Here is a 20,523-nt window from a genome sequence, read left to right as displayed (position 1 = left end):
CGTCAGTGGTCGGCGGCAGGCTTCATTTCCGGAGGCTTCATCTGCTGCTCCTTGCGCAGGGCGGCGCGGGCGCGATCCTCATGCTGGGGCTTCAGATTGCTCCGCACCGCATGGACGGCGGTGGCCAGCACCGCCGCGTCGTCGACGAAGCCGACCGCGATCAGCCAGTCCGGGATGGAATCCGCGGGGAGCACGAAATAGGCCAGCGCCGCCATCAGGATCGCCTTCGCCTTGAAGGGCGTCTGCGGGTCGGTCGCGCAGAAGAAGGCGGCCAGCGCCTGCTCCAAGAAGGGAATGCGGTGCAGGTTGGCGCGCAGCGTGTTCCAGAAGCGGCGGCGGACAAAGCGCTCGTTCCGCTCCACGCGGACAGGATCGATGACGGTGGGCAAAGCGGCGGCTTCGGTGGGTCCGTCGGTGGCAGTCTGCATGGCTTTCCCTGGGCTCCCCCTGCACCGGCTGCCCTTCCCGATGGACCGGGCGGGGCGGCCTGTTGCACAGTTGCGTAAAGCGACAACAGCGCAGACGCGCCAACGGTCCCGCCAAGGGTTCGACTACGGCCAAAGGGTCAAAAGGAGGAAACCGCCATGCCGATGAAGAAGGGCTACAAGGAGTTGCTGGCCGAAGCGAACGCCCGCATCCAGGCGATCACGCCGCAGGAGGCGCTGTCCATGCACGGCGACCCCGACGTGATCTTCGTGGACATCCGCGACCCGCGCGAGCTGACGCGCGACGGCATGATCCCCGGCGCCTTCCCGGCCACCCGCGGGATGCTGGAATTCTGGGTCGACCCGGACAGCCCCTATCACAAGCCGGTCTTCGCGTCGGGCAAGCGCTTCGTCTTCTACTGCGCCAGCGGTTGGCGCTCGGCGCTCGCCACCGACACCGTGCAGTCGATGGGGCTCGAGAACGTCTGCCACCTGGGGGGCGGCTTCAAGGGCTGGAAGGAGGCCGGGCTGCCGGTCGCCACAGTCGAACGCAAGGAGAGCTGAGATGGAGCAGCGAGTCAGCCTGATCACGCTGGGCGTCGCCGACCTCGCGCGCAGCCGCCGCTTCTACGAGGAGGGGCTGGGCTGGACCCCCTCCCCGGTCAGTCAGGACGCCGTTACCTTCTACCAGCTGGGCGGCATTGCGCTGGCCCTCTACGGGCGGGAGGCGCTGGCCGAGGACGCGCATCTCGCGGAGTCCGGCCCGACCTCGGGCTTCGGCGGCATCACGCTGGCCCACAACCTGCGCAGCAAGGCGGAGGTGGACGCGGTGATGGCCCAGGCCGAGCGGGCCGGCGGGCGCATCCTGAAGCCGGCGCAGGACGTCTTCTGGGGCGGCTACAGCGGCTATTTCGCCGATCCGGACGGCCACCCCTGGGAGGTCGCCTGGAACCCCTTCGCCGCGCTGGGCGAGGATGGAAGCTTCACGTTGGAAGGGTGATTTTGCTTTCCCTGGAAAGAATGCTATATTCTGATTTCTGAGGAAAGGAGGCGGCCATGCTGACGCATCACGCGACGAACACCGCGCCATCCAACGCGCAGGTTGTCACCAAGGCTGTCCTCCGCGCTGCCGATCAGCTTGAGATTCCCAATACGATCCTGGCGAGGGTCCTGGGCGTTTCGGAGCCCACGGTGTCGCGCATGCGCAAGCATGGCCTGACGCTGTCAACCAGCGATAAGTCCTTCGAACTTGCAATTCTCTTCATCCGTCTTTATCGGTCGCTTGACGCCATTGTCGGCGGCGACCCGAACGTTGCCCGCGCGTGGCTGAGAAACGTCAATACAGCGCTGGACAACGGCAAGCCGCTGGATAAAGTCCAGACCATAACTGGGCTGATGCATGTCATCGACTATCTGGACTCCCGCCGCGCTGTCCTCTAGCCGACGCACCTTGACCGGTGAATGCTGGCGTCTGGTGGAGGCCCAGAACAAGGTCTCCACCCTGAAGCTGGTCGACAGCCTGGACGAACAGGATCTGCTGGAACGGTTGATCGAAGGCACGAAGCCCCCGGTTCCCAACGAATGCCGGGGGCTTCACTTTCTCCTGTCCACGCCGTTCCGCTACGACGCGCCCTACCCTGCAGGATCACGATTCCGGCGTGCCGGCATGACGCCGGGTGTGTACTACGCCGCCGAAAGCGTCCACACGGCGGTCGCCGAACTTTCCTTCTACCGCCTGCTGTTCTTCGCGGAGTCGCCCGACACGCCGTGGCCAGCCAACCCAAATGAACACACGGCTTTCTGCGCCGCCTACGGAACGGATCAGGGATTGGACCTGACCGCCCCGCCCCTGGACCGGGACACCGCGGCCTGGGCGCACCCGACCCATTACGAGCCCTGCCAGACCTTGGCCGAGACGGCGCGGCAGGCCGGCATCCAGGCCATCCGCTACGCCTCGGTACGCGATCCGGACAAGGGAGTTTGCCTCGCCCTGCTCACCTGCGCGGCCTTCCGGGAGCCGAAGCCGACCACCTTCCAGACTTGGCGGATTTACTTGCGCAGTTCGGGCATCCAGGCACTGTGCGAGTTCCCGGACATTCGCCTGGAGTTCAACCGTTCCACCTTCATCGGCGACGCCCGCATCGCCGCGATGCGCTGGGACCGCTGAGCCTTTCCCCAAAAGGAAACGGGGAGCCCGCGAGAGCCCCCCGTTCCAATAACACCGTGCTTGCTCGCGCTTACTTGACGTTCGCGCGGGCCATGGCGCCCAGGCGCAGGCGGAGCGCGTTCAGCTTGATGAAGCCTTCCGCATCCTTCTGGTTGTAGACGCTGTCTTCCTCGAACGTCACATAGTCCATGCGGTAGAGGCTGTTCGGCGACTTGCGGCCGACGACCGTGACGTTGCCCTTGAACAGCTTCAGGCGGACCACGCCTTTCACCGGCTCCTGGGTCTGGTCGATCAGCGCCTGGAGCGCCAGACGCTCCGGGCTGAACCAGTAGCCGCAGTAGATCAGCTCGGCGTAGCGCGGCATCAGCTCATCCTTCAGATGGCCGGCGCCGCGGTCGAGCGTGATGCTCTCCATCGCGCGGTGGGCGGCCAGCAGGATGGTGCCGCCCGGCGTCTCGTACACGCCGCGCGACTTCATGCCGACATAGCGGTTCTCGACGAGGTCGAGGCGGCCGATGCCGTTCTCGCCGCCCAGGCGGTTCAGCTCGGTCAGCAGGGCCGCCGGGGACAGGGCCTTGCCGTCGATCGCCACGGCGTCGCCGCGCTTGAACTCGACCTCGACGTAGGTCGGGGTGTCCGGGGCCTTCTCCGGGGCGACGGAGCGGGTGTACATGTCCTCGAACGGCTCGACCCACGGGTCCTCCAGCGCCTTCCCCTCGTAGGAGATGTGCAGGAGGTTGGCGTCCGTCGAATACGGGGCCTCGCCGCGCTTGTCCTTGGCGATCGGGATCTGGTTCTTCTCGGCGTAGTCGATCAGCCGGGTGCGGCTGTTCAGATCCCACTCGCGCCACGGGGCGATGATCTTGATGTCCGGGCGGAGCGCGTAGTAGCCCAGCTCGAAGCGGACCTGGTCGTTGCCCTTGCCGGTGGCGCCATGGGCCACGGCGTCGGCGCCGACCTGGTTGGCGATCTCGATCTGGCGCTTGGCGATCAGCGGCCGGGCGATCGAGGTGCCGAGCAGGTAGGTGCCCTCATAGAGGGTGTTGGCGCGGAACATCGGGAACACGAAGTCCCGCACGAATTCCTCGCGCAGGTCGTCGATGAAGATGTTTTCCGGCTTGATGCCCAGAAGCTCGGCCTTCTTGCGCGCCGGCTCCAGCTCCTCGCCCTGGCCGAGGTCGGCGGTGAAGGTCACCACCTCGCATTGATAGGTTTCCTGGAGCCACTTCAGGATCACCGAGGTGTCGAGGCCGCCCGAATAGGCGAGCACCACTTTCTTGATCTGTTTGCCGGACGCACCGCTCATGGGACTACTCACGCGGATGGGGAAAAATATCGGTGCCGGACAGTAGCCCTACGGCAGGTGCGAATCAATCGGTCCCGCTCAATCCGTCCCGGCGTCGGCCGCAACGGTGCTCTCCGCGGCGGGGCGGGCGGGCGCCCGGTCCACGAAGGGCCAGCGGATGTAGGCGTAGAGCCACATCGCCAGGATGTCCGCCCCGTTGATCAGCAGAACCAGCGCCCACAGCGGGCTGCGCCCGCCCTTGGCCAGCACCCAGCCGCCGAAGATCAGCTTCAGCATCAGCAGGATCGCCATGACGAGGTTGGCCGTCCACGGGTCGGTGGACATGATCGCCACCCAGGGCTGCCAGTAGACGGCGTTGAGCAGGGCGACGACGGAATCGAGCATTTCCATCACGCGGCCCTCCGCGCCTTGCGCGTCCGCGCCGGCCCGTCGACCAGGACGCGCGCCGGCCAGCGCCGCATCGTCAGCAGGCCCAGCACGCCGACCAGCCCGATCACCGGCACGAAGATCACCAGCGCCCACCAGGGCGAGAAGCCCGCCCGGCGGAAGATGCGCATCAGCGGCCAGACCGCCGCGGCGTTGAACAGGAACAGGATCAGGCCGGGATCGACGGCGAACTCAGGCACGGAGCACTCCCAGGGGTAATTCCGGCCTTATCCGGCCAGCGCCGCGTCCTTCTCGGCCAGCACCTTCTCGATGGCGGCGCGGTCGGCGGCGGACAGGCGGACGGACGCGCTCTTCAACTGGCCGCAGGCGGCCATGATGTCCTCGCCGCGGGTGGTGCGGACGGGGCTGGCGTAGCCGGCGTTGTTGACGATGTCGCCGAAGACCTGGATCGCCCGGTCGGTCGAACGCTCGTAGGGGGCGCCCGGCCAGGGGTTGAAGGGGATCAGGTTGATCTTCGACGGGATGCCCTCCAGCAACTTGACCAGGGCGCGGGCGTCCGCCGGACTGTCGTTGACGCCCTTCAGCATCACGTATTCGAAGGTGATGCGCCGCGCGTTGTTCAGGCCGGGGTAAGTGCGGCAGGCGTCCATCAGCTCCTTCAGCGGATATTTCCGGTTGATGGGCATGATGATGTCGCGCAGCTCGTCCGTCACGGCGTGCAGGCTGACCGCGAGGTTGACGTTCAGCTCCTCGCCGCAGCGCTTCATGGCCGGGACGACGCCGGAGGTGGAGAGCGTGATGCGGCGCTTCGAGATCGAGATCCCGTCGCCGTCCATGACGATCTTCAGCGCCTTGGCGACGTTCTCGTAGTTAAAGAGCGGCTCCCCCATCCCCATCATGACGATGTTGGAGATCATCCGCCCGTCCGGCGGCGCCGGCCATTCGCCGAGCGCGTCGCGGGCCAGCATGACCTGCGCCACGATCTCCGAGGCGTCGAGGTTGCGCACCAGACGCTGCGTGCCGGTGTGGCAGAAGCGGCAGGTCAGCGTGCAGCCGACCTGCGAGGAGACGCAGAGCGTGCCGCGGTCCTCCTCGGGAATGTGGACGCTCTCCACCTCCTGCCCGTCGGGCATGCGCAGCAGCCACTTGCGCGTGCCGTCCACCGACTTCAGGTCGCGCACGACCGTCGGGCGGGCCACGGCGTAGCTCTCCGCCAGCTTTTCGCGCACCGGCTTGGCGAGCGTGGTCATCACCGCGAAGTCGGTGGCTCCGCGATGGTAGATCCAGTGCCAGAGCTGGCGAGCCCGGAATTTCTCCAGGCCGACGGACAGCATTTCGGCTTCCAGCTCGTCGCGGGACAGGCCGACAAGGTTCTTGCGCCCGTCAGCGTCGGTCGCCGGCAGGGCAAAGGCAGCAGCATGGTTGGAGGCGCTCATGGCCCCCTAAATAGGGCCACGAGCGTCCGGAGTCAAAAGACGAAACGAGGAGCGACCAAGTGAAAAGAGCAGCGCTGCTCAGCGCTTCACGCCGCAGGCCTGGTTGATGGCGTCGTAAGCCTGGGCGAAGCCGTCGGTGCCGTAGGTGTCGGTGGTCTTCGTGCCGCGGGCCGAAACACCCTTCACCACCATGGACTTGCCCTTGGCGTCGCGCATCGCGGCGGTGACGGCCTTGTCGGTGTCGGCGTCGCGCGCCCAGGCGGTTTCGCCGTCGGTGAACAGCTTGAACGACTTGCCGGCCACGTCCAGCGTGGACTCGCTGTCCTTCTTCAGGGGATAGCCGACGACGACGCTGACGACGTCCAGCGCCTTTTCCGCCGGGCGATGGGTCACCAGCACATAGATGTCCCCGCGCTTGGCCGCGGCGGGTTCCTTCTTCTTGGGCTGGCTGGACAGGTAGCAGACCTTGTGCCCGCCCTCGTCGAAGGCGAAGGCGTTCCAGTCCTTGAAGGTCCCCAGCAGGCGCGGGTCGGCGGCGGCGGCCGTGTTGACCGTGGCGACGGCGAGCGTGGCGGCGAGGATCGGACCGGCCAGAAGCAGAGCGGCGCCGGCGGTACGACGGATGGTGCGAATGGGCAACATCGGTTGGCGAAGGCTCGAATGGTTTCGCGGACGGGTTCGGGAGTGGGTCGGACCCTACCCCAATTCGGTGAGGCTTTCCAGAGCCGCCGCCCTTTTCCGGGGGCGAAGTCACGGGTTGTTCCAAAGACCGGTCCTGCAATCGATCGCTCGATTTCGCATCGAAAGCCGGTGATCCGATGGGGGGCGGGGCGCGTAGAAGGCCCATCGAACGCCGGACCGAACCCCATGCCCCCCTTGGCCGCCCGACCGCATGACATTGCACACGACACGGAGAAGCGCCAAACACGCTTTGCAGCGGGGCGCTCCGCGCACCATGTGTTGCGGGGCTTGCCCTCGTGCGCAAAGCCCATGCGCGCAGAGACGGTGCCCCCGGAGACGTGCCCGAAGACGTGGATGCAGGATCTTGGTTCCCCAGCCGCCGGCACCGACCGGACGTTCGAAGAACTGCTGACCGCGGTCGGGCGGGACCGCGACCGCACGGCCTTCGCGGCCCTGTTCGGCCATTTCGCCCCGCGGCTGAAGGCGTATCTGCGCCGCCAGGGCTGCGACGCGGGCGGTGCGGAGGAGTTGGTGCAGGACGTGATGCTGTTGGTGTGGCGCCGCGCGGAAACCTATGACCCGACCCAGGCCTCCGCCGGCACCTGGGTGTTCACCATCGCCCGCAACAAGCGGATCGACGCGCTGCGGCGCGAACAACGGCCCGAGATCGACCCCGCCGACCCCACGCTGGTGCCCGCCCCGGTGGAGAGCGCGGACGACGGGGTGGCGGCGCGGGAAACTTCCGGGCGGCTGCGCGCCGCGCTGAAGACCCTGCCGCCGGAGCAGGCCGACCTGCTGCGGCAGGCCTATTTCGAGGACAAGCCGCACAGCCTGATCTCCGCCGAACAGGGCATTCCACTGGGCACCGTCAAGTCGCGCCTGCGGCTGGCCATGGAACGGCTGCGGAAGGCCATGAGGGATTCCCGATGACCGTGCCCACCCACCATCCCGGCGACACCCTGCTGATCGACTATGCCGGCGGCGCTCTGGGCGAGGCGGCGTCGCTGATCGTGGCGACCCATCTGGCGCTGTGCCCCTGCTGCCGCCTGAACGTCGCCGAGATGGAGGCGGTCGGTGGCGCCCTGCTGGAGAGCATCGAGCCGGAGGAGGTCGACCCCGCCTGCCTGGAAACGGTTCTCGCCCGGTTGGACGACCTGCCGCCCCTGCCCCGCGCTCCCCGGCCGAAACTGGTCTGCCAGCCGGTCGAGGTGCCGCTGCTGCCCGAGCCGCTGCGCCGCTACGTCGGCAGCGACCTGTCGCGCCTGCCCTGGAAGCGGCTGATGCGCGGCATGGATTGCTACGACATCCCGCTGGGCTCCGGGTCTGAAAGCCGCGGCAAGGCCCGGCTGATGCGGCTGGCGAGCGGCGTCGGGCCGCCCCACCACACCCACCGCGGGATCGAGCTGACGCTGGTGCTCGACGGCGGCTTCACCGACGATCCGGGCCAGTTCGCCCGCGGCGACCTGTCCGTCGCCGACGACTCCGTGCGCCACCGCCCGGTGGCCGACGACGAGGGTTGCCTGTGCCTGGCGGTGACCGACGCACCGTTGCGCTTCACCGGTCCGCTGGGGCTGATCCTCAACCCCTTCGTGAAGTTTTGAGTCTGAACCGGGTTACTCGTCGTCGCGGACGATCACCGGCTTCTGGATGCCGCGCATGCGGCGGCGGCGTTCCGGGTTGCGCATGATCTGGCGGCCGTGCTGGTGATCGCGCAGCGGCTCGGTCGGGCCGCCGACGCGCACCGGGCGTTCGGCGAAGCGGCCCAGGCTGATCATCCGGTCGTACATCACCAGGGCGCCGGCCACCCCGACGTTGATGCAGAACTTCATCGGGATCTTCACCGTGAAGTCGCAGCGCTCCAGCAGCGGTTCGGACAGGCTGCCGCGCTCCGGCCCCAGCACATAGGCGGCGCGGGTCGGGTGGCGGAAGCTGGGCAGCTCCACCGCGTCCTCGGTCAATTCCACCCCGACGAGCTGGCAATCCTTGGGAAGGACCAGATCGGCCACCCGGTCGTAGACGTAGAGCGGCAGATGCTCCGCGGCACCAGAGGTGTCCACGATGTGCGCTTCGTGCAGGTCGGGCTCCGGGTCGATGGCGAAGAAAAAGGAGGCGCCGAAGGCGTGGGCGGAGCGCATCAGGTTGCCGACGTTGCCCGGCTTGCTGATCCGCTCCACCCCGATGGCGAAATATCCACGCATGGCTTGCACAATCACTCGTAGTTTCGGCCCGCGCACAGCGCGAATCGGCCGTGATCCGGCGGGTCCGACGGTGCGACACCTTGCCTCGCGACCCGGAGAGAGGCAAGCTCTCCACCCATGAGCCACGACCATTCCTCCTGCTGCGGCGGCCACGGTGACCACCATGGCCACGCCGACCATCACACCCCCGCCGAGGGGCACGCCGACCTGTCCGGACCGCCGGAGGCGCCGATCCTCGTCGAGGTGACGCGCGGCGGCATGGTGGAATCCGTCCATCGCGGGCGCGCCTGCATCGTCGATTCCGACGGTCGTGTGCTGGCCCAATGGGGCGACATCCAGGCGCCGGTCTACCCGCGCTCCGCCATCAAGGCCATCCAGGCGATTCCGCTGGTCGAGACGGGCGCGCTGGACGCCTACGAGCTGGGCGACCAGGAGCTGGCGCTGGCCTGCTCCTCCCACCATGGGGAGATCCGCCACACCCGCATCGCGGAGGCCTGGATCAAGCGCATCGGCCTGACCGTGAAGGATTACGAGTGCGGGGCGCACCTCCCGACCGACACCGAGACCGCCCACGAGATGATCCGCCACGGCGAGACGCCGACCGCCTTCCACAACAACTGCTCCGGCAAGCACGCCGGCTTCCTGACCACCGCCCTGCACAAGGGCGAGCCGACCAAGGGCTATGTCCGCTTCGACCACCCGGTGCAGCAGCGCATCCTGGGGGTGATGGAGCAGATGACCGGCCAGGACCTGTCGCAGGCCCCCTGGGGCGTCGACGGCTGCGCCATCCCGACCATCGGCATCCCGCTGGGCGCCATCGCCTACGCCATGGCCCGCATCGGCGACCCCAAGGATCTCCCCGACTCCCGCGCCGAGGCGGTGGCCCGCATCCGCCGCGCCTGGCGGTCGCACCCGCACCTGATCGCCGGCAAGGACAGCTTCGACACCGGCATGATGCAGGCGGCGGGCGGACTGGTGCTGGTCAAGGGCGGGGCCGAGGGCGTGGGCTGCGCCGTCCTGCCCAAGCAGGGCCTGGGCATCGCCCTGAAGATCGACGACGGCACCCCCCGCGCCCGCGAGGTCGCCCTGGCCGCCCTGATCCGCGCCACCAAGGTCCTGTCGGACGAGCAATGGAGGCGGGCCGGCCAGCTCATCAACCAGCCAGTGACCAACCGCAACGGCCTCGAGGTCGGCGTGGTCCGCCCGGCGGAGGGTGTCGCGGGGTAAGGCCGGAAGTGTTGGGTGGGGGCCGGCGCAACCGCTCCCCAACTCCCCCACCCTCCCCCGCGATGATGCTATGGTCCGGCACCCGTCCACCTGACCGGTTGCCCGATCCATGAGCATCGACACCCTGCGCGCCCAGTACGAAGCCTTCCCCTATCCCGCGCGCAACCCCGCCGACGAGAAAAAGCGCCTGATCACCGGATCGCCCAGCCATCTGGATGAGGTGAACCACAACGTCTTCGGCGGGCGCATCGACCACGCCAAGCCCCTCAAGGTGCTGGTGGCCGGCGGCGGGACCGGCGACGGGACGATCATGATCGCCCAGCAGATGGCCGACGCCGGCAATCCGGGGCGCGTCACCTACCTGGACCTCTCCGACGCCGCGCGGGCGGTCGCCGAGGCGCGGGCCACGGCGCGCGGGCTGACCAACATCGACTTCCGCCGTGGCTCGCTGCTCGACCTCGGCGGGCTGTTGGAGGAGGGGCCGTTCGACTACATCGACTGCTGCGGCGTGCTGCACCATCTGGACGAGCCGGCCGCGGGCGTCCGCTCGCTGGCCGGGGCGCTGAAGCCGGGCGGCGGGATCGGGCTGATGGTCTACGCCCCGTACGGGCGCACCGGCGTCTATCCCATGCAGGCGGCGCTGCGCACCCTTGCGGCGGATCTGCCGCCGAAGGAGCGGGTGGCGCTGGCCCGCCGGCTGATCGAGCGGCTGCCGACGTCCAACTGGCTGCTGCGCAACCCCTTCATCAACGACCACAAACAGGCCGACGCCGACCTCTACGACCTGCTGCTGCACTCCTGCGACCGGCCCTTCACCGTGCCGGAGCTGGCGGAGCTGGCCGCGGCGGGCGGTCTGGCCATCGCCGCGCTGGTCGACCCCTACCGCTACGACCCCGCCGTCTGGGTGAAGGACCCCCGCCTGCTGAAGCGGCTGGACGGGCTGTCCCGGCTGGAGCGCGCCGCCTGGGCCGAGCAGGTCACCGGCAGCATGACCAAGCACATCGCCTATCTCGTCCGTCCCGAGGACGCGGAGGGCGCGGTCGCCCGCCCCGACGGGCCGGAGGTGGTGCCGGTGCTGCGCGACCTCGACGGCGCCGCGGTGGCCAAGGACCTGCCCCCCGGCGGCGTGCTGGAGGCCGAGTTGATGGGCGCGGTCATCCCCTTGCCCCTGCCCCGTCTGGCCGGGCCGATCCTGGCGCGGGTGGACGGGCGGACCAGCCTGGGGGCCATTCACCAGGCGGTGGCGGAGAAGGCCGGCCCCCTGGCCTGGGACGCCTTCCTGGCGCAGTTCGCGCAGCTTTTCACGGCGCTGAACGGCGTCGGCAAGATGTATCTGCGCCGCTGAACGGTCCACGGTCTCCGAAATGAAAAATCCGCCGCCGGGCGACCCGGCGGCGGAAGTTCATGGAGGAAACAACCAGGCAGCAAAGGGTGCTTAGTGGATGGTCTCGCCGTGCAGGGCGAGGTCCAGGCCGTCGCGCTCGACGTCCTCGTCGACGCGCAGGCCCATCACCACGTCGATGACCTTCAGGATGATGAAGGAGCCGACCGCCGAGTAGACGACGGTGGCGAGGATGCCGTAGACCTGCGTCCAGATCTGGCCGACGTTGCCTTCCAGGGCGCCGGCGGTGCCGCCGATGGCTTCCTGGGCGAAGACGCCGGTCAGGATGGCGCCGACGATGCCGCCCACGCCGTGCACGCCGAAGGCGTCCAGCGAGTCGTCATAGCCGAGGGCGCGCTTCAGGCCGGTGGCGCCCCAGTAGCAGATCACGCCGGCGGCCAGACCGATGACCAGGGCGCCGGTCGGACCGACGAAGCCCGAGGCCGGGGTGATGGCGACCAGACCGGCGATGGCGCCGGAGATGATGCCGAGAACCGAGGGCTTGCCCTTGGTGGCCCACTCGACCAGCAGCCAGGACATGGCGGCGGTGGCGGCGGCGATCTGCGTGACCAGCATGGCCATGCCTGCACGGCCGTCGGCGGCCACGGCGGAACCCGCGTTGAAGCCGAACCAGCCGACCCACAGCATCGAAGCGCCGATCAGGCTGAGCACCAGGTTGTGCGGAGCGAAGTTCTCGTTCGGGTAGCCCTTGCGCTTGCCCAGCACGATGGCGGCGACCAGACCGGCCACGCCCGCGTTGATGTGCACCACGGTGCCGCCGGCGTAATCGAGCACGCCGTCACCCATCAGATAACCGCCCGGCCCCCAGACCCAGTGGGTGATCGGCGCGTAGACGATCAGCGACCACAGGCCCGTGAAGACCAGCATCGAGGAGAACTTCATGCGGTCGGCGAAGGCGCCGGTGATCAGGGCCGGCGTGATGATGGCGAAGGTCATCTGGAAGACGACGAAGATCGTCTCGGGAATGACGCCCGACAGGCTGTCCTTGGTGATGCCCGACAGCATGAACTTGGACAGGCTGCCGAAATACGGGGTGCCTTCGGTGAAGGCGATGCTGTAACCGGCGAAGAACCACAGGATGCTGACCAGGCAGCAGATCGCGAAGCTCTGCATCACGACCGACAGCACGTTCATCTTGCGGACCATGCCGCCGTAGAACAGGGCCAGACCCGGGATGGTCATGAACAGAACCAGCGCCGTGGCGACCAGCATCCAAGCCGTGTCACCGCTGCTCAGGGTGGGTTCGGCCGCGGCAGCGGCCGCTTCCTGGGCGAAGGCGGCGGCAGGCAGACCGGCCAAGCCCAGAATCGCCGCCATCATCGGCGCGGCGGAATGGAAGAGACGGCTCATCGAGGCTCCTCTTTATCGAATGCTACTGGCCCGTTTCGCCCCGTCCCCGGTACAGACGGGGCGGCGGGAGGGGGCCGTGTGACACCGATTTGTCTTCAAGAAGCGTGCCAACCCAAAAGGGCTAGGAATCGCGGTGGTTGCGGCCTTTCGGATGACCGCAAAGCAGCATAGGCCCCGAGTCGCGGGCCTGTGCTGCCCAGAAAATGAGCAGAACATCGACCCACCCAAAGCCCTTTGCCGTGGCGTGATTCGCCCATGGATTGCAGGGTGATTGCCCCCCGTTGAGGCTCCATGCGCTCGTTTCCCGCGCGCTTGCCTGCTTTTTGTGCACAACGATGCGCCTGTTTTCCGCACAGCCGTTGGACAGCCCTCCTATTTCCGGCATGTTCCCCTCGGCCTATTGGCCCGTCCCCGTGAAATGTGGCACGGTCACCCTCTCTACCGGCGGAGCCGGACGGGGCCGGGGAGAAGCGGCCACCGCCCGGACGCCTCTGCCGGACGCTTCCGGATGGCCGACAGCAAAAAAGAGAACCGAAAGGGGAGACACATGCTCGACAAACGGGATCTGCGGCTGGCGCCGCGCCGCGCCGTGGCCCTCGTCCTGGCCGGTGGCCGGGGCAGCCGGCTGAAGCAGCTGACCGACCGTCGCGCCAAGCCCGCCACCTATTTCGGCGGCAAGTTCCGGATCATCGACTTCGCGCTGTCGAACTGCATCAATTCGGGCTTCCGCCGCATCGGCGTGCTGACCCAGTACAAGTCGCACAGCCTGCTGCGCCACCTGCAGCGCGGCTGGAACTTCTTCCGCGGCGAGATGAACGAGTTCTGCGACCTGCTGCCGGCGCAGCAGCGCATCAGCGAGACCGCCTGGTACCAGGGCACCGCCGACGCGGTGTACCAGAACCTGGACATCCTGCGCGACCACGAGCCGGAATACATCCTGATCCTGGCCGGCGACCACATCTACAAGATGGATTACGGCGCGCTGCTGCTCGACCACATCGCCAAGAAGGCCGATGTGACGATCCCCTGCATCCAGGTGCCGCGCGCCCAGGCCACCGGCTTCGGCGTCATGCATGTGGACGAGACGCAGCGCGTCATCGACTTCGTCGAGAAGCCCGCCGACCCGCCGCCGATGCCGGGCAACCCGGACAAGTCGCTGGCCAGCATGGGCATCTATGTCTTCAACGCGCAGTTCCTCTACGAACAGCTGGAGCGCGACTTCCACGAGCCGGGCTCGTCGCGCGACTTCGGCAAGGACATCATCCCGTATCTGGTGACGAGCGGGGCGCGCGTGATGGCCCACGACTTCGCCGAATCGGCCATCCTGAACGGCCACGAGTCCGAGCCCTACTGGCGCGACGTCGGCACCATCGACGCCTATTGGGAGGCCAACCTCGACCTCTGCCACGTCACGCCGCAGCTCAACATGTACGACCGCGAGTGGCCGATCTTCACCTACCAGGAGCAGCTGCCGCCGGCGAAGTTCGTCTTCGACGACGAGAACCGGCGCGGCATGGCGGTGGACAGCCTGGTGTCGGGCGGCTGCATCGTTTCCGGCTCGCTGGTGAAGAACTCGCTGCTGTTCAGCGAGGTGCGCGTCAACTCCTTCAGCGAGCTGCATCAGGCGGTGGTCCTGCCGGACGTCGACATCGGCCGCCATTGCCGATTGACCAAGGTGGTGATCGACCGCGGCGTGGTGATCCCCGAGGGGCTGGTCGTCGGCGAGGACCCGGAGCTGGACGCCAAGCGCTTCCACCGCAGCGAGGGCGGCGTCTGCCTGATCACCCAGGACATGATCGACCGCCTGCCCAAGGACTGACCCTTCCCATCCCCCTTCGCCCCCTGGGGCGAGGGGGCGATGAGCAAGACCAAGAAGAAACCGAAAGACCCCGCCTCCATGCGCGTCCTGTTCGTCACGCCGGAATGCTACCCCCTGGTGAAGACCGGCGGGCTGGCCGACGTTTCCGCCGCCCTGCCCCCCGCCCTGAACCGCGCCGGAGCCGAGGTCCGCCTGCTGCTGCCCGGCTATCCGGCGGTGCTGAGCGGTCTGAGCGACCTGCAGCCGGTCGGCACACCGCTCACCGATCTGCCCGGCGGCGCCCCGGCGCGCTTGCTGATCGGACGGATGCCGGACGGGGTGCTGGCCTATGTGCTGGACGCGCCGACGCTCTACGACCGGCCCGGCAACCCCTATCTGGGGCCGGACGGCAAGGACTGGCCCGACAACGCCGAACGCTTCGCCGCCTTGTCCTGGTGCGCGGCGGGCTTCGCGGCGGAGGACGGGCTGGACCCCTGGTGGCGTCCCGACGTGCTGCACGGGCACGACTGGCAGACCGGCCTGATCCCGGCCTATCTGGAGCTGCGCCCCGACCGCTTCGCCGGGCCGTTCCGGCCGGGCACGGTGACGACGATCCACAACATCGCCTACCAGGGCCTGTTCGGCGCCTGGATGATGAGCGATCTCGGCCTGCCATCCGCCGCCTTCCGGATCGACGGGGTGGAGTATTATGGCGGCGTCGGCTTCCTCAAGGCCGGCTGCTTCTACTCCGACCGCCTGACCACGGTCAGCCCGACCTACGCCCACGAGATCCAGACCGCAGAGCACGGTTCGGGCCTGGAAGGGCTGCTCGCCACGCGGGCCGAGGCGCTGACCGGCATCCTCAACGGCGTGGACTACGAGATCTGGGACCCCGCCACCGACCCGCACATCGCCGCCCGCTACGGCGCCGCGGACCTCGGCGGCAAGGACCTGTGCAAGGCCGACCTCCAGGCGACCTTCGGCCTGGACCGCCGGGCGGACGCTCCGCTGGCCGCGGTGGTCAGCCGCCTGACCGGCCACAAGGGGCTGGATCTGGTGCTGGAGGCCGCGTCGCAATGGATCGCCTGGGGCGGCCAGATCGCCGTTCTCGGCAGCGGCGAACCGGCGCTGGAGGCCGGCTTCCGCCACCTCGCCACCTGGTACCCGAAGTCGGTCGGCGTGCGCATCGGCTATGACGAGGCGCTGTCCCACCGCATCCAGGCCGGCGCCGACCTGTTCCTGGTGCCCTCGCGGTCGGAGCCCTGCGGCCTGACGCAGATGTACGCGCTGAAGTACGGCACCCTGCCGCTGGTCCGCCGCACCGGGGGCCTCGCCGACACCATCGTGGACGCCAACCCGGCGGCGGTGAACGACGGCAGCGCCACCGGCTTCCAGTTCGTCAACGCCAACGTCCAGGAGCTGACCTGGGCGCTGCGCCGCGCCGCCGCCCTCTACCGCAAGCCCGAGCGCTGGCACGTCCTGCAGCAGCACGCGATGACCCGCGACTTCGGCTGGCACGGACCGGCGGAGGAGTACATGGAGTTGTACCGCGCGGTGGCGCCGGTTCTGGTGGGGTGATGCCTCTCCTTTCTCATCGACATCACGCCGGTACGGCCACGTAGTTCGAGGCGTTGACGTACCGGAACTCCTCGGCAATGCGGTAACCGTTCTGTCCGGCCCAGTCGAGAAAGGCGTCCTTGTTGGCGTTCATGACCTCGATGAACAGGATGGGCCGGTGAAGCGCGATGGTCGTCCGCGCCCCCAGCAGCGTTTCCATCTCCATGCCTTCAACGTCGATCTTGATGAAGTCCACGCGCTCCTGGACGAGATCGTCGATGGGGTGGACGGCGACGCGCCCGCTCTCAGCCGGGACCAGCCGCGCCGCCCCCAAATTGGCCTCGTCGGCGACGCTCAGCTCGAAGGAGCCGGCACGGTCCCCAACGCCGCACTCCAGAAAGGTGATCGTCGCCGGGTCGAGCCGGTTGATCTCCGCGTTCTTCTTCAGAAAATGCATGGCCACCGGGTTGGGCTCGACCGCGATAATGCGGCGCGGCGCCATGAACAGGCCGTAATAGACGACGTGGTTCCCGACGTTGGCGCCGATCTCCAGGATCGACGAACCGGGGGGAACGAGACCCCGCAGATAGTCCAGCTCCTCCTGTTCGAAGAACACGCGGCGCAGGTAATGGCGGTGGATCATGTCGAACGGGTTGGCGATGGCGAAGCCGACCTTCACGCCGGACACCACGAAGTTGATTACGATGGGGTGATTGCGGAAGAAGTCGCCGAACACCCGCGTCACGGCCCGGCGCCACCCGCCGCCGTCGGCCGAGCGCGGGCCGGTGGAGTGGGCGCCCCGCCGGTTGATGAAGAGCGGCTGCCCGATCTTGCAGCATTTATGTGTCCGCCACAGCTCCAGGTAATATTTGAAGTCCTCGCCGGTATCCATCGCCTCGTCGAACGGGATGGAGCGCGCCACGCGCGCGCGGACGAAATGCCCCATCTGCAGCGTCAGATACGGGTCGTTCAGGAGGATGTCGGTCAGAAGGGTGGTCGCCCCCACCTGCTTTTCCCGCAACGCCACCGCGTCCGACCCGTACCACTGCTCGGCGATCATCCCGAACACGGCGTCGAAGTCCGCGACATGGGTGCGGACCGCCGCGAAGCCGTTAGGATCCATCAGGTCGTCGGCGTCCAGGAAGAAGACCCACTCCGCGCCGTGCTGGATGGCGTGTTCGACGCCAAAGTTCCGGCACCGCGAGCGGCCGATCGCCCCGTCCGGGTCGGGGATGCGCAGAATCATCACGTCGGAAAAGGGACCCTGATCGGCCCGGAACGCCGCCTCGACGGAGGCCGCCGCCTCATCGGACAAACCCCTCGTGTCCCGGCCCCACCGGGATGATCACCGCGCATTTCATGAATGATCCCCCAAGGCCGCGCTTCGCGCCGCCATAGTCCATGGCCGATGTAGGACGGTAAAGGGAAAAGGCCCGGGGCCGCACCGTTCCGCGGGCGGCACCGCCCATGGCCGCCGCGCGGCATGGTTGCCGCACGGCGGACCACGGGAAGGGACGCGAGAGGAGCCGCGCCGCAAGCCGCGACCAACGTTGGCCGGAGCCGGGCCGTCACCCTTCTCCATTGCGCGCATCGTCCGTCCGCCCTATGTTCCGCCCCAAACCAGGGCTCCGGGCACCGATGACTGACCTTTCGCACATCCGCAATTTCTCGATCATCGCGCACATCGACCACGGCAAGTCGACCCTTGCCGACCGTCTGATCCAGCAGTGCGGCGGCCTCGATTCGCGCGAGATGCGCGAACAGGTGCTCGACAGCATGGACATCGAGCGCGAGCGCGGCATCACCATCAAGGCGCAGACCGTCCGCCTGCTCTACAAGGCCAAGGACGGGCAGCAGTACACGCTGAACCTGATGGACACGCCGGGCCACGTCGACTTCGCCTACGAGGTCAGCCGCAGCCTCGCCGCCTGCGAGGGCTCGATCCTGGTGGTGGACGCCTCGCAGGGCGTCGAGGCCCAGACGCTCGCCAACGTCTATCAGGCGATCGACAACAACCACGAGATCATCCCGGTCCTCAACAAGATCGACCTGCCGGCGGCGGAGCCCGACCGCGTCAAGCAGCAGATCGAGGACGTGATCGGTCTGGACGCCACCGACGCCGTGGAGATCTCGGCCAAGACCGGCCTGAACATCGATGCCGTGCTGGAAGCCGTGGTGCAGCGCCTGCCCGCGCCCAAGGGCAACGCCGACGGCGAGCTGAAGGCCCTGCTGGTCGACAGCTGGTACGACCCGTATCTCGGCGTGGTCATCCTGGTGCGCGTGGTCGACGGGCGGCTGAAGGTGAACCAGAAGGTCCGCTTCATGGCCGCCGGCAGCGCGCACGAGGTCGACCGCGTCGGCGTCTTCACCCCGAAGGCGCTGCTGACCGGCGAGTTGGGGCCGGGCGAGATGGGCTTCATCACCGCCGCCATCAAGGACATCACGCTGACCAAGGTCGGCGACACCATCACCGAGGACCGCCGCCCGGCGGCGGAGCCGCTGGCCGGCTTCAAGCCCTCCATCCCCGTGGTGTGGTGCGGCCTGTTCCCGGTCGACGCCGCCGACTTCGAGCGGCTGCGCGATTCCTTGGGCAAGCTGAAGCTGAACGACTCCAGCTTCCATTACGAGGCCGAAACGTCGGCGGCGCTGGGCTTCGGCTTCCGCTGCGGCTTCCTCGGCCTGCTGCATCTGGAGATCATCCAGGAGCGGCTGGAGCGCGAGTTCAACCTGGACCTGATCACCACCGCGCCGTCGGTGGTCTACAAGCTGCACATGACCGACGGCACGGTGATGGATCTGCACAACCCGGCGGACATGCCGGACGTGATGAAGATCGACCGCATCGACGAGCCGTGGATCAAGGCCACCATCATGCTGCCCGACGAGTATCTGGGCGGCATCCTCCAGCTCTGCACCGAGCGGCGCGGCCAGCAGATCGAGCTGACCTACGCCGGCGCCCGCGCCATGCTGGTCTACCGGCTCCCGCTGAACGAGGTGGTCTTCGACTTCTACGACCGGCTGAAGTCGATCAGCCGCGGCTACGCCAGCTTCGATTACCAGATGGACAGCTACGAGGAAGGCGACCTCGTGAAGATGTCGATCCTGGTGAACGCCGAGCCGGTGGATGCCCTGTCGATGATCGTCCACCGCTCCCAGTCGGAGCGGCGCGGTCGCCAGCTCTGCGAGCGGCTGAAGGAGCTGATCCCGCGCCAGCTGTTCAAGATCGCCGTGCAGGCGGCCATCGGCGGCAAGATCATCGCCCGCGAGAGCATCGGCGCGCTGCGCAAGGACGTGACGGCCAAGTGCTACGGCGGCGACATCAGCCGCAAGCGCAAGCTGCTGGACAAGCAGAAGGAAGGCAAGAAGCGCATGCGGCAGTTCGGCCAGGTCGAAATCCCGCAGAGCGCCTTCATCGCCGCCCTCAAGATGGGCGACGAATAAGCGCCGGCCTCTTGGTGGAATGACGGAAAGCGGGTCCGGCAAGGCCCGCTTTCTTTTTGTCCGCCCGGTGCAGCAGCCCAGAGCCCACAAAAAGTCGAATGACTCCCCGCATGGAATCGCCTATCACCCGGACAGGCTTCCAAACGGATGATGTCCCGTGACGCGCACTGTCATGTTCGGCCTGCCCGCCGCCGCGATCGTGGTCGGCATCCTCGCAGGCTGCACCCCGAACTACTCGCCCAACACCTACGCCGCCACCGCCACCCAGCAGGCGAACAAGGTGGAGCGGGCGGTCGTCATCGGGTTCCGTCAGGTCAAGATCAGCACCAGCGGCACGGTCGGCGCCGTCACCGGCGGGGCCGCGGGCGGCGTTCTGGGCTCGCAGTCCGGCACCTTCGGCATCAATTCGGCGCTGGGCGCGGTCGGCGGAACGGCCATCGGCGGGCTGATCGGCACCTCGATCGAGCATGTGACCGGCGACACCACGGGCTGGGAATACATCGTCCGCAAGCCGGACGGCGAGCTTCTGTCGGTCACCCAGCGGGAAGAGAAGCCCATCGAGATCGGGCAGAAGGTGCTGGTCATCGCCGGCAGCCAAGCCCGCATCGTCGCCGACTACTCCACGGACCCGGAGCCCACTCCCGCCCCCAAGGACGCGGTGAAGGAAGCGGCCAAGGACGACGCCCAAAAGGACGCCAAGCCCGCCGAGGCGATCGAGGCGAAGGAGCTTCCCGCCCCGCCCCCCGCGGAGGCACCTGCCGAGGCTCCGACGGCCTCGACTCCCGACAGCGGCGGGCCGGCGCCCATCCGCCTCACCCCACCTCCTGTGACGCCGACTCCCGAGCCGGCGCCGGCCGCCGAGGCCCCGGCGGACAAGCCCGCCGACGGCACGCCCGCCACCTGATCTGCGCTCACACCGCCAGGATCGTCAGCAGCAGCACCGGCAAAGTCGGCATCCGGGGCAGCCGGAAGCGCCACGGCGGCGGCACCGCCACCGCCACCGGGCGGCACTCCTTCTCGCGGTCCAGCCGCCCGGCCGCCAGCACCACCGTCGTCATCGCGTCGAACACGCCCATCGCTCCGTCCTCCCAAGATTGGAGGGCACCCTGCGCCCGCGTGGAAAATCTTGGAAACGAATAGGCTTTATG

General features: G+C 68.0%; 22 protein-coding genes. 12 read left to right on the top strand and 10 right to left on the bottom strand.

Annotation, left to right across the window (positions count from 1 at the left end; all coding sequences use genetic code 11):
* Positions 1-2: 2 nt before the first annotated feature.
* Positions 3-428: a YkvA family protein gene (locus AC1DVI_RS01200; RefSeq protein WP_476956454.1), complete on the bottom strand. Its 426-nt coding sequence runs from the start codon at positions 426-428 to the stop codon at positions 3-5.
* A gap of 156 nt (positions 429-584) precedes the next feature.
* Here AC1DVI_RS01200 and AC1DVI_RS01195 point away from each other — a divergent pair, with 156 nt between their 5' ends.
* From AC1DVI_RS01195 to AC1DVI_RS01180, 4 genes are read left to right on the top strand one after another with little or no spacing between them, the layout of a single operon-like run.
* Complete coding sequence (locus AC1DVI_RS01195) at positions 585-989, top strand: rhodanese-like domain-containing protein (RefSeq protein ID WP_476956453.1); 405 nt, start codon at positions 585-587, stop codon at positions 987-989.
* Between the two features lies 1 nt (position 990).
* Complete coding sequence (locus AC1DVI_RS01190) at positions 991-1,425, top strand: VOC family protein (RefSeq protein WP_149164531.1); 435 nt, start codon at positions 991-993, stop codon at positions 1,423-1,425.
* A gap of 56 nt (positions 1,426-1,481) precedes the next feature.
* Positions 1,482-1,865 carry an antitoxin Xre/MbcA/ParS toxin-binding domain-containing protein gene (locus tag AC1DVI_RS01185; protein ID WP_476956452.1) on the top strand — a complete coding sequence of 128 codons (384 nt, stop codon included), beginning with the start codon at positions 1,482-1,484 and terminating at the stop codon, positions 1,863-1,865.
* 10 nt (positions 1,866-1,875) lie between these two features.
* Positions 1,876-2,592 carry an RES family NAD+ phosphorylase gene (locus AC1DVI_RS01180; protein ID WP_476956451.1) on the top strand — a complete coding sequence of 239 codons (717 nt, stop codon included), beginning with the start codon at positions 1,876-1,878 and terminating at the stop codon, positions 2,590-2,592.
* Positions 2,593-2,662: 70 nt separating this feature from the next.
* On the opposite strand, the gene AC1DVI_RS01175 is transcribed toward AC1DVI_RS01180, so the two are convergent.
* From AC1DVI_RS01175 to AC1DVI_RS01155, 5 genes are all read right to left on the bottom strand, one after another.
* Positions 2,663-3,898 (bottom strand): argininosuccinate synthase, encoded by a 1,236-nt coding sequence (locus AC1DVI_RS01175; RefSeq protein WP_476956450.1) that lies wholly within the window; start codon positions 3,896-3,898, stop codon positions 2,663-2,665.
* 78 nt (positions 3,899-3,976) lie between these two features.
* Entirely contained in the window at positions 3,977-4,288 is a 312-nt protein-coding gene (locus AC1DVI_RS01170; RefSeq protein WP_476956449.1) for a hypothetical protein, read from the bottom strand.
* Entirely contained in the window at positions 4,288-4,524 is a 237-nt protein-coding gene (locus tag AC1DVI_RS01165; RefSeq protein ID WP_174450461.1) for a DUF805 domain-containing protein, read from the bottom strand. Before AC1DVI_RS01165 ends, AC1DVI_RS01170 begins: the two co-directional genes overlap by 1 nt.
* A 27-nt stretch (positions 4,525-4,551) precedes the next feature.
* Positions 4,552-5,721: a dual-specificity RNA methyltransferase RlmN gene (rlmN, locus tag AC1DVI_RS01160; protein ID WP_094301544.1), complete on the bottom strand. Its 1,170-nt coding sequence runs from the start codon at positions 5,719-5,721 to the stop codon at positions 4,552-4,554.
* A gap of 78 nt (positions 5,722-5,799) precedes the next feature.
* Positions 5,800-6,363 carry an invasion associated locus B family protein gene (locus tag AC1DVI_RS01155; protein WP_145623011.1) on the bottom strand — a complete coding sequence of 188 codons (564 nt, stop codon included), beginning with the start codon at positions 6,361-6,363 and terminating at the stop codon, positions 5,800-5,802.
* Between the two features lie 393 nt (positions 6,364-6,756).
* Here AC1DVI_RS01155 and AC1DVI_RS01150 point away from each other — a divergent pair, with 393 nt between their 5' ends.
* A complete protein-coding gene (locus tag AC1DVI_RS01150) occupies positions 6,757-7,332 on the top strand; it encodes a sigma-70 family RNA polymerase sigma factor (protein WP_476956448.1) in 576 nt (191 codons plus the stop codon).
* Positions 7,329-8,003 (top strand): ChrR family anti-sigma-E factor, encoded by a 675-nt coding sequence (locus AC1DVI_RS01145; RefSeq protein WP_476956447.1) that lies wholly within the window; start codon positions 7,329-7,331, stop codon positions 8,001-8,003. The genes AC1DVI_RS01150 and AC1DVI_RS01145 overlap by 4 nt, the downstream gene beginning before the upstream one ends.
* Positions 8,004-8,015: 12 nt before the next feature.
* Here the strand turns inward: AC1DVI_RS01145 and AC1DVI_RS01140 are convergent, their stop codons facing one another.
* Positions 8,016-8,600: an RNA methyltransferase gene (locus tag AC1DVI_RS01140; RefSeq protein WP_476956446.1), complete on the bottom strand. Its 585-nt coding sequence runs from the start codon at positions 8,598-8,600 to the stop codon at positions 8,016-8,018.
* 117 nt (positions 8,601-8,717) lie between these two features.
* Between AC1DVI_RS01140 and AC1DVI_RS01135 the strand changes: the two genes are divergently transcribed.
* Together AC1DVI_RS01135 and AC1DVI_RS01130 are read left to right on the top strand one after the other, a co-directional pair.
* Positions 8,718-9,827: an asparaginase gene (locus tag AC1DVI_RS01135; RefSeq protein WP_476956445.1), complete on the top strand. Its 1,110-nt coding sequence runs from the start codon at positions 8,718-8,720 to the stop codon at positions 9,825-9,827.
* Between the two features lie 109 nt (positions 9,828-9,936).
* Positions 9,937-11,172: a class I SAM-dependent methyltransferase gene (locus AC1DVI_RS01130; RefSeq protein ID WP_476956444.1), complete on the top strand. Its 1,236-nt coding sequence runs from the start codon at positions 9,937-9,939 to the stop codon at positions 11,170-11,172.
* 90 nt (positions 11,173-11,262) lie between these two features.
* On the opposite strand, the gene AC1DVI_RS01125 is transcribed toward AC1DVI_RS01130, so the two are convergent.
* The gene (locus AC1DVI_RS01125) at positions 11,263-12,579 is read right to left on the bottom strand and encodes an ammonium transporter (RefSeq protein WP_476956443.1); all 1,317 of its coding nucleotides are present in this window, start codon (positions 12,577-12,579) and stop codon (positions 11,263-11,265) included.
* Between the two features lie 547 nt (positions 12,580-13,126).
* Between AC1DVI_RS01125 and glgC the strand changes: the two genes are divergently transcribed.
* The gene (gene glgC / locus AC1DVI_RS01120; protein WP_476956442.1) at positions 13,127-14,398 is read left to right on the top strand and encodes a glucose-1-phosphate adenylyltransferase; all 1,272 of its coding nucleotides are present in this window, start codon (positions 13,127-13,129) and stop codon (positions 14,396-14,398) included.
* 78 nt (positions 14,399-14,476) lie between these two features.
* Positions 14,477-15,955, top strand: coding sequence for a glycogen synthase GlgA (gene glgA, locus AC1DVI_RS01115; RefSeq protein ID WP_476956509.1), 1,479 nt, complete (start codon positions 14,477-14,479; stop codon positions 15,953-15,955).
* Between the two features lie 22 nt (positions 15,956-15,977).
* Here glgA and AC1DVI_RS01110 read toward each other — a convergent pair whose 3' ends face one another.
* Positions 15,978-17,249 (bottom strand): FkbM family methyltransferase, encoded by a 1,272-nt coding sequence (locus AC1DVI_RS01110; RefSeq protein ID WP_476956441.1) that lies wholly within the window; start codon positions 17,247-17,249, stop codon positions 15,978-15,980.
* A gap of 323 nt (positions 17,250-17,572) precedes the next feature.
* On the opposite strand from AC1DVI_RS01110, the gene lepA reads away from it, so the two are divergent.
* On the top strand, positions 17,573-19,375 hold the full coding sequence (gene lepA / locus AC1DVI_RS01105) for a translation elongation factor 4 (protein WP_145675786.1): 1,803 nt from the start codon (positions 17,573-17,575) through the stop codon (positions 19,373-19,375).
* 157 nt (positions 19,376-19,532) lie between these two features.
* The gene (locus tag AC1DVI_RS01100) at positions 19,533-20,279 is read left to right on the top strand and encodes an outer membrane lipoprotein (protein ID WP_476956440.1); all 747 of its coding nucleotides are present in this window, start codon (positions 19,533-19,535) and stop codon (positions 20,277-20,279) included.
* Positions 20,280-20,286: 7 nt separating this feature from the next.
* On the opposite strand, the gene AC1DVI_RS01095 is transcribed toward AC1DVI_RS01100, so the two are convergent.
* Positions 20,287-20,451, bottom strand: a complete 165-nt coding sequence (locus AC1DVI_RS01095; protein WP_476956439.1) for a hypothetical protein — start codon at positions 20,449-20,451, stop codon at positions 20,287-20,289.
* Between the last annotated feature and the right edge of the window lie 72 nt (positions 20,452-20,523).

It is taken from the genome of Azospirillum sp. P4_B5 (assembly GCF_056402275.1).
This window is presented reverse-complemented; position numbering and strand designations above follow the sequence as displayed.

Excerpts from the sequence above, each read along its gene's own strand:
- AC1DVI_RS01125 (WP_476956443.1), bottom strand. The coding sequence starts at position 12,579 with ATGAGCCGTCTCTTCCATTCCGCCGCGCCGATGATGGCGGCGATTCTG.
- AC1DVI_RS01135 (WP_476956445.1), top strand. The coding sequence starts at position 8,718 with ATGAGCCACGACCATTCCTCCTGCTGCGGCGGCCACGGTGACCACCAT.
- AC1DVI_RS01200 (WP_476956454.1), bottom strand. The coding sequence starts at position 428 with ATGCAGACTGCCACCGACGGACCCACCGAAGCCGCCGCTTTGCCCACC.
- AC1DVI_RS01150 (WP_476956448.1), top strand. The coding sequence starts at position 6,757 with ATGCAGGATCTTGGTTCCCCAGCCGCCGGCACCGACCGGACGTTCGAA.
- AC1DVI_RS01130 (WP_476956444.1), top strand. The coding sequence starts at position 9,937 with ATGAGCATCGACACCCTGCGCGCCCAGTACGAAGCCTTCCCCTATCCC.
- AC1DVI_RS01175 (WP_476956450.1), bottom strand. The coding sequence starts at position 3,898 with ATGAGCGGTGCGTCCGGCAAACAGATCAAGAAAGTGGTGCTCGCCTAT.
- glgA (WP_476956509.1), top strand. The coding sequence starts at position 14,477 with ATGCGCGTCCTGTTCGTCACGCCGGAATGCTACCCCCTGGTGAAGACC.
- AC1DVI_RS01195 (WP_476956453.1), top strand. The coding sequence starts at position 585 with ATGCCGATGAAGAAGGGCTACAAGGAGTTGCTGGCCGAAGCGAACGCC.
- AC1DVI_RS01170 (WP_476956449.1), bottom strand. The coding sequence starts at position 4,288 with ATGGAAATGCTCGATTCCGTCGTCGCCCTGCTCAACGCCGTCTACTGG.
- AC1DVI_RS01155 (WP_145623011.1), bottom strand. The coding sequence starts at position 6,363 with ATGTTGCCCATTCGCACCATCCGTCGTACCGCCGGCGCCGCTCTGCTT.
- lepA (WP_145675786.1), top strand. The coding sequence starts at position 17,573 with ATGACTGACCTTTCGCACATCCGCAATTTCTCGATCATCGCGCACATC.
- AC1DVI_RS01190 (WP_149164531.1), top strand. The coding sequence starts at position 991 with ATGGAGCAGCGAGTCAGCCTGATCACGCTGGGCGTCGCCGACCTCGCG.
- AC1DVI_RS01095 (WP_476956439.1), bottom strand. The coding sequence starts at position 20,451 with ATGGGCGTGTTCGACGCGATGACGACGGTGGTGCTGGCGGCCGGGCGG.
- glgC (WP_476956442.1), top strand. The coding sequence starts at position 13,127 with ATGCTCGACAAACGGGATCTGCGGCTGGCGCCGCGCCGCGCCGTGGCC.
- rlmN (WP_094301544.1), bottom strand. The coding sequence starts at position 5,721 with ATGAGCGCCTCCAACCATGCTGCTGCCTTTGCCCTGCCGGCGACCGAC.
- AC1DVI_RS01145 (WP_476956447.1), top strand. The coding sequence starts at position 7,329 with ATGACCGTGCCCACCCACCATCCCGGCGACACCCTGCTGATCGACTAT.
- AC1DVI_RS01185 (WP_476956452.1), top strand. The coding sequence starts at position 1,482 with ATGCTGACGCATCACGCGACGAACACCGCGCCATCCAACGCGCAGGTT.
- AC1DVI_RS01140 (WP_476956446.1), bottom strand. The coding sequence starts at position 8,600 with ATGCGTGGATATTTCGCCATCGGGGTGGAGCGGATCAGCAAGCCGGGC.